10 protein-coding genes are annotated in these 15,560 nt (G+C 46.0%); 9 read left to right on the top strand and 1 reads right to left on the bottom strand.

Going from position 1 to position 15,560, the window contains the following annotated elements; all coding sequences use genetic code 11:
* From B4E62_RS05180 to B4E62_RS05155, 6 genes are all read left to right on the top strand, one after another.
* A partial coding sequence (locus B4E62_RS05180; protein ID WP_331351340.1) for an SDR family oxidoreductase occupies window positions 1–287 on the top strand: 287 nt, incomplete at its 5' end.
* Entirely contained in the window at window positions 275–1,558 is a 1,284-nt protein-coding gene (locus tag B4E62_RS05175; protein WP_331351339.1) for a hypothetical protein, read from the top strand. The genes B4E62_RS05180 and B4E62_RS05175, both read left to right, overlap by 13 nt.
* Window positions 1,559–1,604: 46 nt before the next feature.
* On the top strand, window positions 1,605–2,423 hold the full coding sequence (locus B4E62_RS05170; protein ID WP_331351338.1) for an outer membrane lipoprotein-sorting protein: 819 nt from the start codon (window positions 1,605–1,607) through the stop codon (window positions 2,421–2,423).
* Complete coding sequence (locus B4E62_RS05165) at window positions 2,398–5,016, top strand: efflux RND transporter permease subunit (RefSeq protein ID WP_331351337.1); 2,619 nt, start codon at window positions 2,398–2,400, stop codon at window positions 5,014–5,016. The genes B4E62_RS05170 and B4E62_RS05165 overlap by 26 nt, the downstream gene beginning before the upstream one ends.
* Entirely contained in the window at window positions 5,013–5,591 is a 579-nt protein-coding gene (locus B4E62_RS05160) for an NAD(P)H-dependent oxidoreductase (protein WP_331351336.1), read from the top strand. The genes B4E62_RS05165 and B4E62_RS05160 overlap by 4 nt, the downstream gene beginning before the upstream one ends.
* Before the next feature lie 49 nt (window positions 5,592–5,640).
* Entirely contained in the window at window positions 5,641–8,331 is a 2,691-nt protein-coding gene (locus tag B4E62_RS05155; protein ID WP_331351335.1) for a hypothetical protein, read from the top strand.
* A gap of 79 nt (window positions 8,332–8,410) precedes the next feature.
* Here the strand turns inward: B4E62_RS05155 and B4E62_RS05150 are convergent, their stop codons facing one another.
* On the bottom strand, window positions 8,411–9,061 hold the full coding sequence (locus tag B4E62_RS05150) for a TetR/AcrR family transcriptional regulator (RefSeq protein WP_331351334.1): 651 nt from the start codon (window positions 9,059–9,061) through the stop codon (window positions 8,411–8,413).
* 318 nt (window positions 9,062–9,379) lie between these two features.
* On the opposite strand from B4E62_RS05150, the gene B4E62_RS05145 reads away from it, so the two are divergent.
* The 3 genes from B4E62_RS05145 to B4E62_RS05135 all read left to right on the top strand — a co-directional run bounded on the left by B4E62_RS05145 (window position 9,380) and on the right by B4E62_RS05135 (window position 15,405).
* On the top strand, window positions 9,380–10,558 hold the full coding sequence (locus tag B4E62_RS05145; RefSeq protein ID WP_331351333.1) for an efflux RND transporter periplasmic adaptor subunit: 1,179 nt from the start codon (window positions 9,380–9,382) through the stop codon (window positions 10,556–10,558).
* A gap of 165 nt (window positions 10,559–10,723) precedes the next feature.
* Window positions 10,724–13,963, top strand: coding sequence for a multidrug efflux RND transporter permease subunit (locus B4E62_RS05140; RefSeq protein WP_331351332.1), 3,240 nt, complete (start codon window positions 10,724–10,726; stop codon window positions 13,961–13,963).
* On the top strand, window positions 13,960–15,405 hold the full coding sequence (locus B4E62_RS05135) for an efflux transporter outer membrane subunit (RefSeq protein ID WP_331351331.1): 1,446 nt from the start codon (window positions 13,960–13,962) through the stop codon (window positions 15,403–15,405). The genes B4E62_RS05140 and B4E62_RS05135 overlap by 4 nt, the downstream gene beginning before the upstream one ends.
* Window positions 15,406–15,560 lie beyond the last annotated feature (155 nt).

Raw genomic sequence — 15,560 nt, 5'->3', positions numbered from 1 at the left:
ACGCGTTTTTCTACAGTTTCGTTGCCCCACGAAAAATCACTGTAAATGCTGTCTTGCCTGCTTGGGTTGACACAACCATGTTGCGCAATGAAATTGCGCTGAATGCAGAAAAAATTGGGGTTGATCCAGAGCAAATGCTGCGCAATGCCAAAAAGAAAATTCCACTTAAGCGCCTAACTAAAAGCGAGGATGTTGCAAACCTGATTCTATTTTTGGCCTCAAATGAGGCGAGCAGTATTACCGCTCAAAGCTTTACTATCGATGGTGGTTTTACATGTGGTGTTTAAGAGCGTTAGTCGCATGTATTACAAGTTTGTCGTTATCGATAAATGCGCAAGAGATCGAGTGGGATGCTGCTGTCGGGCTAAATCTCGCTGCACATATCGACGGTGCAGAACCAGACTTCAGTGAGCAGGGCGGTGACTTTATCCTCAAGTTTACGCAGGATACTGCTCAGTACTCTCTCACGGGCGAGGGGCGTGCACGTTGGAATGATGCTTACAACAGTAGCGAATACAGCGAGTCAGCGCGCGATGCCTATGAGTGGAGTGCCGATTGGCGAGAGCTCTACATCGCAAAAGACATTCGTGATTGGAATATCAGCTTCGGTTTACAACAAGTAGTCTGGGGTAAGGCCGATAACCTGCGTGTAGTCGATCTGGTAAACCCGCTGGATTACCGCGATTTTGTCTTGCCGGATTTAAATGATTATCGCAAACCGGTTTTGATGTTGAAGGGCGAATATTATTTGGCTGATTGGTCTCTGCAAACACTATATATCCCGTTTTTTGAACCTAACGATTTTGCTAAGCCGGGAAGCGAATACGAATACACAACGCTTGATCCTGCACTGCTTCAAATGTTTACCCTGCTACAAGAGGACCAACCCGGCCGCAGTTTTAATAATGGTGAGTTCGGGATGCAGCTCGCACGCAGTTTTTCCGGAATTGATCTCAATTTTTTTGCGTTGTATGGCTGGGATGATAATCCCGTGTATCGACAAATGTATGCGTTAGATGATGAGAGCAACATTATCGCCAATTTGCAGCCTGAATATCATCGTCAAACAATGCTTGGTGCTGCATCGGCATACGCACTGGGAAACGGTTTTGTATTGCGCTCGGAAGTGGCAGTAATTCCTGACAGCTTTTATATGCTTGGAATTCTTGATGCAGCGGGTGGGCTGATCGAACAGACAACCGTTAATGCGTTAGTGGGAATTGATTATAGCTGGCGCGATTGGTTGTTTTCCGCTCAGGCTAATGATCGTTACATTGATAACTGGAACTCAGAGCTTAGTGTCGTGGAACATCAACCATTGGTCACTTTCTCAGCCACTGGTCAATCCTTTTCCGGCCGTTTGGATTCGCGTATTGCAATCGCACGCTTTATTGAAGAGAGCAATGAACAGCTATTGCAAATAAGAACTACCTGGCGCCCCGACGATCGTTGGGCCTACTCGCTCGGCGCAGATTGGTTTAGCGGTGTTGTCGGCGGCGTATTTGGCCAATTTGAAAGCAAAGACCGTGTCTGGCTAAAAGTGCAGCGCAATTTTTAATTTAATTATTTTTTTTCATATCGTGTGACTCACAAAGGAGATGGTAATGTTTTCCCGAAAATTAGTTGGCATCGGCGTGTTACTGATTATTTCATCAGTTGCGCATACTGCTGAATTAACCGCTGATGACATATTAAGTAAGGTACGTAACCGCGCTGATGGCGCCGACAACTACGCCAAAGCCAGCTTGGTATTAAAAGAAAAAAATGGGTCAGCACGTACACGCAATCTGTTATTCCTGCAAAAAGATTACGGTAAAGATGACAAGCTCACCTTGAGTTTCACTGAGCCTGCCGATGTTAAAGGTGTGGTTTTGCAAAGTATTAATTACGACGAAGCCGCTGCCAGGGAAGACGATCAATGGATGTATTTGCCCGCCTTTCGCCAAGTGCGCCGTATTGCCGCTACTGATAAACGTGGATCTTTTATGGGTAGCCAATTTTCCTATATCGATTTGGATAAATTACGCATCACGGATTACCAACAAAAAATCCTTGGTGAAGAAACCATAAATGAACGCGCCAGTTATCTGATTGAACGAATTCCTGCATCGCTGGAGGTGATTAACCGCACTGGTTACCACAAAATTCATGTGTGGGTCGATAAAGAATCGTTTGTAGTGATAAAGCAAGTGTATTTCGATGCGAAAGGAATTCCATTTAAAGAATTTCAGGCGAAAAAAATGGAAATTATTCAAAACATCTGGACGGTGACCCACAGTGAAATGCGTGATTTGGTAAATAACCGCGCATCAGATCTTATTTTTAGTGATGTAAGTTATGACGTAGGTTTGGATGACGTCTTGTTCCAACAAAATATTATGAAGACAGGAGTGAAAAGTGGAAACCTACCTAAAATTCGTTGATCGCTGGGCTAAGGCGATTTTATTAATACTGTTTTCAATAACAGTGTTTTTTGCTGCTCAGTTAGGTAATTTAACCAATGACAGCAACCCTTATTTATTGCCAGAGACACATCCTGCACGAAAATCTATTCTGGATATGCAGCAAGAATTTAGCGGTACGTTTGATGCCGCCATGATTGTGATTCACAACGAGCAGGATATTTTTAATCGTATCACCTTGGATGCGGTTTACGAGCTGACCCAGTCATCGCGCAAGCTGATGCTTGCCACCCAAGGCGATGCTGATTATCTCAGTGCACTGGCTGGCAAGTATGGTGAGGCCAATCCCGAATTTAAAAAATTGGCTACTGACATCCTTAAAGATGGTTTTGCACAAAGTGATTTTTTTGCTGCAGATCAACTAATGGCGCTGAGTAAAACCCTGCCTTTGTCGCACGCTGAAAAAGCATTTGTTAATTATTTGCCACGTCGGTTGAACCCGATTAAAGAGATGGCAGGCTTGGCAGCGTCGGACAATATTATTACCCAGGATGGTACGCTTAAAATTTTCAAAAGTCTGCACAACAAAATCGTTCCTGCCGAGCAAATCAAACAGGAAGTGATGGGCAATGAGCTAATGCTCAACAGCGTGTATTCTGCTGATAATAAATCCACCATGATCACGGTTGAATTATTTGTTAAACAAGATGATGCCGACGGCCAGGTGCGCGCTTATGAAGCAATTAAGCATTTGGTCGATGACTATCGCGCTCGTCACCCTGAATTTAAGGATGATGTTTACATTGCAGGCGTACCTATTTTTATTGCGGAGCAAAAAAAGTTAACCGATAACGATTTGGCGACTTTGCTCCCAATGGTCTTGCTCATCGTCGGGGGCATTCTGGTCGTTTTTTTTCGCAGGCCAATGGGATTTGTACTGCCTATGCTAAATGTGGTGATGTGTACAATCTGGACTCTGGGCATGATGAGTTTATTTCGTGTACCTATGGATTTAGTCACCAGCGCGTTGCCCGTGTTCCTGATTACTATTTGCGGTGCTGATGCTATTCATATGATGAATGAATACTACACCCAACATAATTCTGGCCTGACCCCGAAAGAAGCTGTTAAGAAATCCCTGCGAGCTATGTTCTCACCGATTGTATTAACCACTGTTACCACGGTTGCCGGGTTCGTATTTTCTACATCGACTAATATCTCCAGTATTCAATCGTTCGGCATTTTTATGGCGGTAGGTTTATTTTCCGCCCAAATAATTTCCTTATTGTTGATTCCTGCCTGGTTAAATCTCACTAAAGCAAAAAGCAAAATTGGTTCATCCAAAGCATCCGGACGGGAACGTCTGGGTTCGGCACTTGAGGCGTTTTTCGGTAGTTTGATCAAACACCGTAAGGCATCACTGCTTACCTTTACGTTATTTATGCTTGGATTGGGCTTCATGGCGACCAAAATTGTGGTTGAAGATGCTGGGTCGGATTATTTCTCTGCGACGAATGAATTCCGGAAATCCGATGAGTTTGTCAATTCGCACATAGCCGGTACAAGCCCTGGCTGGGTGGAGATTGCCGGTAGCGAGCCAAACGCAATATTGAATACGGACACGGTAGCCTTTATTGATAAGTTGGATAAATTTTTATTGACTCAGGAAAATGTTACTTACACCTATTCGATTGCAACTTATATCAAGCGCATGAACCTTGCATTGCATGATATGAATCCGGAATTTAATCGCTTGCCTAATCGTACCGAAACAGTGACTTCGATAGATCCTGAGACCAATCAGGAAATTAGTGAGACAATTCACGGTGATGATTTGGTATCGCAATTAGTTCTGCTTTATGAAAATGGCGGTGGTAGCGATCTAAATAACGTACTGACGCGCGATTTTTCCAAGGCTGCAGTTTTATTTACTATGAATACGACGCGTGCTACTGAATATCAAACCTTGTTGAATAATCTGGATGCGTGGCTTGCGCAGAACAAACCGGCAAATGTGAACGTTCAAGTGGCGGGTACGCCGGTGATATGGACAGGCGTGTTACACGAAATTATTAAAGGCCAGTTCACTAGTTTTGTGTTAGCTTTCAGCTCGATCTGTGTGGTGCTTATGCTGTGGATGCGCTCGCCTAAACTGGGTCTGCTTACGGCATTACCACTGGCAGCTACTATGGTTAGCTATTATGGCATCATGGCAATTCTAGGAATTGAGTTGAATATTGGCACTGCGCTGATTTCATTTATTGTGGTTGGTATTGTGGATTATTCCGTGCATTACTTGCATCGGGTGAAAGACCATTTGGCAACGACAAATGCCAGTATTGATGAATCCCTTTTGTATGCAATTCGCCACTCAGGATCGTCAATTGTTTTTAACGTTGCGTTGTTCTCCTTAGGCTTCCTCACTTTATTGTTATCGCAATTCAAACCTATTGCTTATTTGGGTGGCTTGGTCGCACTGGCGCTTACTATCAGTGGTTTTATGTCTATTTTTCTTATCTCAATGTTGGCTCCCTGGTTTATGCGCAAGGAAAAACCACCGCTATCCAATCCAACTTTTGAAGCGGGTAATGTCAACGCAGGTGAGTATTCATGAAAAAAAATATTGTGGTGATTGTTGGCCATCCAGATTCAAACAGTTACTGCGCTTCATTAGCCGAATATTACGTAAAAGCCGCCACAGAAGAGGGGCACGACGTAAGACTGTTTAAGTTGGGAGATGCCAATTTTGATCCAATACTCCACCACGGACATAACCAGCGGCAGGAGTTGGAACCGGATCTGGTGACTATACGTGAAGCAATACTCTGGGCTTCGCACTTGGTATTTGTTTATCCCATTTGGTGGGGGTCTATACCAGCCCTGTTAAAAGGTTTTTTTGATAGAACATTTTTGCCGGGATACGCGTTTAGTTATCGCAAGAATTCTGTGTGGTGGGACAGATTGTTAGCAGGAAGAAGTGCCCATTTGATTGTCACTATGGACACGCCGCCTTGGTACTACCGCTGGATCTACAAAATGCCAGGGCACAATCAGATGAAAATTACCATTCTTGAATGGTGTGGCATCAAGCCAATAAAAATCAGTTCTTTCGGACCTCTGCGCGGATCAAGCCCGGAGCAACGCGAGAAGTGGACGCAAGCGGTGATTAAGCACGCAAGGAAAGTGTAATCACTTAAATTTAATTTTTTATAATCAATAGCCAAGGCAGGGTTTTGACATGCGCATCTCCAAAAAAGTTAAGGCTGTATTTAATGCAGCAGTAGTTCCCGTTTTATTATCAGTTTTTGCTCCATTTAATGTTGCTTCGGCAAATTCATCGTTTGTTGCATTTGAAAGCGGACAAGTACGGCCATTGGCTATGTCTGCTGATAAGTCCCTCGTTTTCGCAGTGAATACTCCAGACAACCGTTTGGAAATTTTGCGTGTAGAGGATGATCGCTTGACTCTACTTCATTCGGTTCCAGTAGGTATGGAGCCGGTCGCTGTGGCTGTGCGCAACAAGAAAGAGGTTTGGGTAGTGAATCATCTATCCGACAGTATCAGTATTGTGAGCCTTGATGATCATAGTCCGCGTGTAGTAAAAACCTTATTGGTTGGCGATGAACCGCGCGATTTGGTCTTTGCCGGGAAAAATAAAAGCCGTGCGTTTATCACCACCGCACACAGAGGACAAAACTCTCCGATTGATCCGCAGTTGAAAACGGCCGGTATTGGTCGTGCAGACGTTTGGGTATTTGATGCTAATGACACGGGTAACGGTATTGGCGGTAAGCCACTGACTATTTTAAATTTGTTCGGTGATACACCGCGTGCTCTTGCTGTTAATAAAGATGGCTCACGTGTTTATGCCGCGGTATTTAATTCGGGCAACCAGACGACGGTGCTGCAAGGCGATCTTCCCAATGGTGGGTTGGCAAAACCTTCACCTCACATGACTACCGCGGGTGAGCCAGCGGTGCCAACAGGCTTAATCGTAAAATTTAACGGTCAAGATTGGCTTGATGCAGGCAATCCATTAACGGGGGAGGCTCCAAAAAAATGGAATGATCGCGTGCGTTTTTCGCTGCCTGATAACGATGTGTTTGTTATTGATGCGAATGCAAAAATACCTGAAAAAATTACTGAGTATAAAGGTGTTGGTACAACATTATTTAATATGGTTGTAAATCCTAAAAGTAATAACCTTTATATTTCCAACACCGACGCACGTAATCATATTCGCTTTGAAGGTCCAGGCACGAATTCAACAACAGTGCGCGGTAATTTTGTGCAAAGCAGAATTACTGTCATTGAGGATGGTGTCGTGAAACCTCGACATTTGAATAAGCATATTAAATCCTATGATAAAGATATAGGCACCGATGCCGAGCGTGCTTTAAGTATCGCCACTCCGCTTGAAATGGTGATATCAGATAGCGGCAAAACATTGTATGTGGCAGGGTTTGGCTCACAAAAAATTGGTGTTTATAAAACTAACGCATTGGATCGGGATTCATTTACTCCTAGTGCAGATGCCCAAATCCAATTGAGCGGTGGAGGGCCTAGCGGTTTGGTTCTGGATGACGCTAACAATCGTCTATTTGTGATGACCCGTTTTGATAATTCGGTGACGATGATTAACACCAAAAATCAACGCGAAATTGCCAAATTAGCCCTGTTTAATCCTGAGCCTGATTCCATTGTTAACGGCAGGGCATTTTTGTACGACGCCAATCTAACGTCCAGTCGCGGCGATTCATCCTGTGCTGGGTGCCACATTTTTGGTGATATGGACCATCTTGCTTGGGATCTTGGCAATCCGGATAGTTTTACTAAAAGTAACCCGGCACGTTATGTTCCACTATTTGAAATGTTTCCCGAATTTACCAAACCTTTTTTCAATCCGATGAAAGGGCCTATGACCACCCAAAGTCTACGTGGTATAGCGGGCAACGGACCTATGCATTGGCGGGGTGATCGCACCGGCGAAACCCGCGACGCTGATGAGTCTATTGAAGAGCAATCCTACGAGGATTTTAATGTAGCGTTTACCGGCTTGTTGGGTAGGGCAGAGCCATTAACCGACGAGCAGATGCAGAAATTTACCGACTTTTCTTTACAGTTAACTTATCCACCAAGCCCCATTCGCCGTCTCGATAATGCATTAACAGCATCTCAATCCGCTGGTGAAAATACCTTCTTTAATTTTTTAAGTACGGGCCCGGGGTTGATGAGCTGTAATGACTGCCATACCGTCGATTACGCTAGCGGAAAATTTGGTTCATCAAGTTTAATGGCAGTGGAAGGTGATGGTTTGGCAGAAAATTTCAAGACGCCACATTTACGTAATCTGTATCAAAAGGTGGGTATGTTTGGCAGTACTGGCAACCCGCAAGATGGCTACGAACATACTGGTGAACAAATTCGCGGTTTTGGCTATCAGGGTGATGGAACTATTGATACCGTAAGTCAATTTCTTACACTCGAATTTAATTTATTTCAATTCGAGACACCTGAAGATCGCGAAAATGTTGTTGATTACGTCTTGGGAATGGTGGGTGAGATGGCTCCGATTGTTGGTCAGCAATTAACGCTTGACTACAAAAATTATATGCGTCCAGCTAGCCGCGAAAGGCTGGAATTATTGATGGCGCGTGCTTTTGTAAAAAACCCGCGTCCGGAATGTGATTTGATTGTGAAAGGTCATGTTTTCGGTAAATCATTTGCGGCAGTTATGAATGATGATGGTAATTTTATTGCTGACAAAGCACGGACAAAACCAATAAATGCGAGTGCTATCTATCAACTGGCTGCAATTCGTGGCAATACCTTAACCTTTACTTGTGCACCACCAGGTACGGGTTTACGGATGGGGATTGATCGCGATGAGGATGGTGTGCTGGATGGTGATGAATGGAAGACTAACTAACTAAACTTAAATCGTGATCAAACAATGCCAGCTGTAACAGCAGCTGGCATTGTTAAGAGTTTATCATTCAATGATGCTGTTAAGCCGTCGCCTCGCTGCGCGGCCAAGTCGGTTTCGCGCTATACCAAAATTCCGGTTTTAACCCAATCAAACGATAAATCCCTTGCGGTAAATCCAGTTTCACATTGTCGATATTGCGCGTCACCTGTGCGTGGCTAATCGCACCTTGCACATACTGTTGCATCAGGCGCGCAATCTGTTCTATATCCTTTTCCTGTGCCCCATTTAAATAATTGCCATTCAACAAACTGCGCACCAGCGCCTGATTGTATTTAGCACCGCGTTCAGTCATTAGTTGCAGTGTTTCGGTGATGCGTGTTTCACCGCAGCCAATTTGCATTCCTGCACTAAACAACGCGCAGCCGGGTACATTATCTTTGTCTTCACCCACTTTGTTGATGTAAATAAATTGGATCCAATTTTCCAATTGTTCGAGTGGGGTGTTGATCGGCGAGAGGATGCAATCCAGATCCTGACGAATGTGATCCCAGTGATGGGTCGTTGCTTCGCAAAACAATTCTGCCTTGGATTCAAAGTGGTGGTAAAAGCTCCCTTTGGTGACGCCCGCCTGCTTGCAGATTTCATTAACGCCCACGGAATTGTAATTGCTGTTCCAGATCAGGTTCAGCGCGGTTTCCAGTAGCAGTGTGCGGGTATCTGTGGGGCTCATGACGCGGGTTCTCGTACAAAGGTTATGGTTATTATGATACCGGCCGGTATGTTTTTCAATCGGTCATTTATAGGGGCTAGCCTGTTTTAGGTGCAACATACCCAATGGTGTAAAAACCTGCAATCTACAAAGCTTGTTGATTTTGCTGGATTTTATGGCTTTTTAATGCGTCCGAAAGGGATGATTGTGAAAGCAACGCAAAAATTATTCTTGACCAGCATACCAACCGGTATGTATGATTTTCACAAATGCCGATTTAGACCCCTCCAAGGAGTTTCAAATAGTCATTTATTTGCTAACGAATACCAGGAGATTCCCATGAATAGCGCTAATCCATCTGCTTTTCCCCGCAAGGCTTACCAATACACGGCTGCGGCCATACTGGCAGGTATTGTGGGTTTTTATTACGTGTCCGGTGTTGATGCTGCAACACCTGCTGCCGTACCGCCCGCCCCGGCGGTCGATGTGGTGGTACTGGAGCCGCAAGAGATCCGCACCTGGGCCAGTTTTTCTGGCCGTTTGGCTCCGGTTGAGAGTGCAGCTATCAAACCGCTGGTGAGCGGTACCATCCAGCAAGTGCTGTTTACGGAAGGCCAGCAAGTGAAAAAAGGCCAGCCGTTATTTGTGATTGACCCGCGTCCGCATCAAGCTTCTGTGCAGCGTGCCCAGGCGCAGTTGGCGACGGCACAATCCCGCGCAAAGCTAGCGCAAGATGAATTGAATCGCGCGCAGCAATTGATCGCTGCCAAACTGGTGTCGCAAAGTATTTATGATTCCGCGTTGAGTACCCATCAAGTGGCGCAGGCCGATGTAAAACAAGCGGAAGCGGCACTGAGCCAGGCAAAACTTGATTTGGAATATGCACATATCAGTGCGCCGATTAGCGGCCGTGTTGGTCGTGCAGAGTTAACGACTGGCAACGTCGTTGAGGCAGGTGCAAATGCGCCACTGCTGACACAAATAGTTGCTAACGACAAACTCTATGCGGAATTTAATGTGGATGAAGCCACTTACATCCAGTTCGTGCGCAACACCAAAAATACGCAAGATATGCCGGTGGAATTAATTCTCGCGAGCGACAGTAGCGTGACCTACAACGGCAATATTTCCGCGTTCGATAACCGCTTGGATACCAACAGCGGCACCATCCGTGCCCGCGCCATTTTTGATAATAAGGATGGTGCCTTGACGGCGGGAATGTTTGCCAATGTGCGTTTGGGGTCAGCGGAAAAAATTCAGGCGCTATTAGTTCCCGAGCGTGCAATTGGTACCAACCAAAGCAAAAAATTTGTATTAGTCGTTGATGAAAAAAATACCGCTACCTATCACGAGATTACCCTGGGTGAACATTACCAAGGGCAGCGCGTGATACTGGCGGGCGTCAATGCCGGCGATAAAATTATCGTCAATGGTTTGTCTCATGTACGACCGAATAGCACGGTCAACCCCAGTGTAACCCAAGCGATTAGTGCAACAGCGGTTGCATCCAATCACTAGGTGCACCTCCGTATACCCCGGTACAGTTCAGTACCACAACCGATAGTGTTTGTATAACGAGTATTGCTGGTGCCATGCACCAGCAGTCTCTAAACACGTCTGTTACTTTTGATCTAGTGCTTATTTTTATTTCTACTTTTTTGCAGCCATGCAAGCAGGCTTATCATGAACATATCCAAATTTTTTGTGGATCGTCCCATTTTTGCCGGCGTAATTTCGTTACTGATTTTTATCGCCGGTTTACTCGCAATGTTTCAATTGCCCATCTCGGAATATCCGGATGTGTCACCGCCTTCGGTAGTGGTCAATGCGTCATACCCTGGCGCCAACCCGAAAGTGATTGCAGAGACTGTTGCAACACCGTTGGAAGAGCAATTGGCCGGCACGGAAAATATGCTGTACATGTTTTCGCAAGCGACCACCGATGGCCGTTTAACGCTGACAGTCACCTTTAAAATCGGTACGGATGTCGATCTTGCACAACAAATGGTGCAAAACCGTGTATCGCAAGCGCTGCCGCGGTTGCCTGATGTCACCCGTCAACGCGGCGTGACTGTGGTAAAAAGTTCACCTGATTTAACCATGGTGGTGCATTTAATTTCGCCGGACAAAAGTTACGACGAACTTTATTTGCGCAACTATGCCTTGATGAATATTAAAGATGAGCTTGCCAAAGTTGCCGGTGTCGGCCAGGTGCGTTTATTTGGCTCGGGCGATTACGCGATGCGCATCTGGTTGAATCCGGAAAAAATTGCCGAGAAAAATCTCACTGCCAATGATGTAGTCAATGCAATCCGCGAGCAAAACGTGCAAGTGGCCGCCGGTATGATTGGTGGTGCACCGGTTACTGATTTGGTCGATGTGCAATTGCCAATTAATGCCAAAGGCCGTTTGGATAATCCGGAAGAGTTTGGCGAAATTATTATTCGCGCGGGAAGCACAGGTGAAATTACGCGGTTGAAAGATGTTGCGCGCGTGGAGATGGGGCCATCGGAATACAGTTTGAATGCGATGCTCGATAGTCGCCCTGCAGTGGCTATCCCTATTTTCCAATCACCCGGTGCCAATGCGATCCAGATTTCCGATGCAGTGCGTTCTACCATGGCGGAATTGTCTGAGCGTTTTCCCCAAGGTGTTGAATATGAAGTGGTGTACGATCCGACGATTTTCGTAAAAAGTTCGATCAAAGCCGTAATTATAACCCTGCTTGAAGCCTTGGCGTTGGTCGTTGTGGTCGTAGTGTTGTTTTTGCAAACCTGGCGCGCGTCAATTATTCCCTTGCTCGCTGTTCCGGTATCGATCATTGGTACTTTCTCGCTGATGTGGGCATTTGGTTTCTCCATTAATACCTTGTCATTATTTGGTTTGGTATTGGCGATTGGTATTGTGGTAGATGATGCGATTGTCGTAGTGGAAAACGTTGAGCGGAATATTGAAGAAGGTTTAACGCCACTTGCGGCAACCTATAAAGCGATGCAAGAAGTGAGTGGGCCAATTATTGCGATATCGCTGACGCTGGTGGCGGTGTTTGTTCCCATTGCATTTGTGAGCGGCTTGACTGGTCAATTCTATCAGCAGTTTGCGTTGACGATTGCAATATCAACGGTGATATCCGCAATCAACTCATTGACCTTAAGCCCTGCTCTGGCCGCACTCTTACTAAAAAGTCACGACGCACCGAAAGACCGTTTAACGCGCATTATGGATAAGTTGTTCGGCCGCTTTTTTGCCTGGTTCAATCGTAGCTTCAATCGTGCATCCGGTAATTATTCTGGCAAAGTGGGTAAATTATTGGGTCGCAAAACTTTGGCGATTGGCGTTTACGCCTTGCTGCTCGGCATTACCGCGGTAGGTTTCAATATTATCCCCAAAGGGTTTGTTCCCGCGCAGGATAAACAATACTTGATTGCCTTTGCACAACTACCTGATGGTGCAACCTTGTCTCGTACTGAGCAGGTTATCCGTGAAATGGGTGAAATTGGTTTGGCAGAAGCGGGCGTAGAAAGTGCGGTGCAATTTCCCGGTTTGAGCATTAACGGTTTCACCAACAGCTCCAGCGCCGGTATTGTGTTCTTAACCTTAAAACCGTTTGAAGAGCGCAAAGGCAAAGAATTGTCTGCAGCGGCTATTTCACAAAAACTGCAAATGAAATTTGCCGGTGTTGAGGAAGCCTTTATTGCGGTGTTCCCACCACCACCGGTACGCGGTTTGGGTACTACTGGTGGATTTAAATTGCAGATCGAAGATCGCGCTGGTTTCGGTTATGAAAAATTAGCGGAAGTGGTTGCGCAGGTGCAACAAAAAGCCATGCAGCGCCCTGAGTTGGCGAGTGTATTTTCCAACTACAAAATTAATGTGCCGCAATTGTATGCCGATGTGGACCGCACCAAAGCCAAACAACTTGGCCTGAATGTAAAAGAAATTTTTGACACTATGCAAATCTATTTGGGTTCGCTCTATGTCAATGATTTCAACCAATTCGGACGCACCTATCAAGTTATCGCCCAGGCAGATGCGGAATATCGCAACACACCGGCAGACGCGCTCAATTTAAAAGTGCGCAATGCGCAGGGCGATATGGTGCCGCTGGGTTCAGTACTGACTATGGAAGAAAGTTACGGTCCGGAAAGCGCAGCACATTACAACGGTTATTTGGCTGCAGATATTAATGGTAACGCTGCACCCGGTTATTCCAGCGGTCAAGCGCAGGATGCGATCGACGAAATTCTGGATGAAGTGTTGCCCTCAGGCATTGTGTACGAATGGACGGATTTGACTTATCAGGAAGTGCTTGCAGGCAACACTGCAATTTATATTTTGCCGCTGTGTTTGTTGTTGGTGTTTTTAGTGCTAGCTGCACAGTACGAAAGCTTGGCTCTGCCTCTGGTGGTAGTAACGATTGTTCCGCTGTCGATTTTGTCTGCGCTCTTTGGTGTGTGGATTACTAATGGCGACAACAATATCTTCACACAAATCAGTTTGTTTGTGCTCGCAGGGCTCGCGAGTAAAAACGCGATCCTGATTGTTGAATTCGCGCGCGAATTGGAAATGCGTGGCATGGCAACTTATCAAGCAGCGATTACTGCCAGTCGTATGCGTTTGCGTCCGATCTTGATGACATCCTTCGCGTTCATTATGGGTGTATTGCCGATGGTGTTCTCCACTGGTGCAGGTTCGGAAATGCGCAGCGTTATGGGGATTGCGGTTTTCTCCGGCATGCTGGGTGTGACTTTCTTTGGTTTGTTCTTCACGCCTATGTTCTATGTATTACTGCGCAAATTGGAAGGCAAACGCAGCTATGCGGTTGCAGAAAAAGTAGCTGCAGAAAAATTAGAGAACCAATTGCATTCAAATGAGCCGCATTCACATCAATCAGCTCTTGATCACAAAGAGGTGCAAGTATGAAACAGCAACAATTAATCAAACTGTTTAGCCTGGCATTGTTGCCCTTGGTTATCAGCGCTTGTAGCGGATTTAAATCGGTAGAAAATTCACGTGCGCTGGCCAATGTGCCAGCTGCACCTGCGGCATTTGAGTTACAGCAAGGCATGGATCAGCAACAACCGGTGGCGGCCTGGTGGTCGCAATTAAATGATGAGCAACTCAATCAATTAATTACAGATTCATTGCAGCAAAACCATTCTGTGCGTATTGCACAGGCATCGCTCGCAGAATCGCGCGCGCTCTTACGCAATAGCAAATTGGATCGCTACCCTACTGTGGAAGCCGGTGCGAGTGGTACGCGGCAGAAACAAAGTGCTGATGTGGTGGGTGATGTTGACTCGCGTATCAGTGAATCTTATCAAGCCGGTTTTGATGCAAGTTGGGAGTTGGATATTTTTGGCCGCGTGCGCAACGGGGTGAAATTATCCAAGGCACAGCTCGCTGCGCGAGAAGCCGATTTACAAGCAGCACAAGTGAGTATTGCTGCTGAAGTGGCCAGTGCCTACATCAGTTTGCGCGGCAACCAATATTTGTTGGATGTCGCACTGCGCAATGTACTTAACCAACAGGAAACCTTGCAGCTCACCCAGCGTTTTCTTGAGGTAGGGCGGGGCGACCAATTGGATGTGGCGCGTGCAGAATCGCAGTTGGAATTAACGCGCTCCAGTATTCCCACTTTACATGCGCAGGTGAACGTTGCATTGAATCGCATCGGTGTACTAACCGGTAAACCCACTGCGGAATTAAAAACCGCGTTGACGCAGGTGAAATCCCTGCCGGAAATTCCCGCTTCTTTTGCAGTGGGCAATCCTGCAGATTTATTAAAGCGTCGCCCTGATGTTCGCCGCGCAGAGCAAGCCCTCGCCGGTGCAGTAGCGGAATACAATATCCGCGTTGCTGATATGTATCCCAGTGTAACTTTTTCGGGTGGACTGGGTTATTTATCGACTGATTGGACTCGCCTTGGCAATAGCGGTACCGATACCTTTTCATTTTCGCCACGCATTCAGTGGGCGGCATTTAATCTCGGAAGGGTAGATGCACAAATCGACGCGGCTGACGCACGCACACAAGCGCGCATTGCCGAGTTTGAACAGCAAGTGCTGGTCGCTTTGGAAGAAACCGACAATGCCCTGCAAAATTTTTCCCGCGAAGAAGAGCGGCGCATTGATTTGCAGCGCGCATTGAATGCGAGTAATCAGGCAGCGTTTTTTGCGCGCAAACGTTTTGAAGTGGGCAGTAGCGATTTTTTAACCGTGTTGGATGCCGAGCGTTCGCAATTGAATGTGAGTGCGCAATTGGCGCAGAGCGATATGCAAGTGTTGTTGAATTTGGTTGCTGTGTATAAATCCCTCGGCGGTGGTTGGGAGTTTGCACAGGAAGCTGTCGCCAATCGTCAGTAGTCATTATTGTTTTTGGAAACCCTGATGTAACCCTTTTGCCTGCCGGTGCCCCCTTTGCACCGGCGGGCTTTTTTATCTGTATTTTTTTGCAGTGCCGAAATAATTTGGCTTGAAAATTTCACTGTGAGCGACCATCTTAATGCCACTGTTAATCG

Origin of the sequence: Cellvibrio sp. UBA7671 (assembly GCA_002483145.1) — a bacterium.
GTDB lineage: Bacteria > Pseudomonadota > Gammaproteobacteria > Pseudomonadales > Cellvibrionaceae > Cellvibrio > Cellvibrio fibrivorans.
This window is presented reverse-complemented; position numbering and strand designations above follow the sequence as displayed.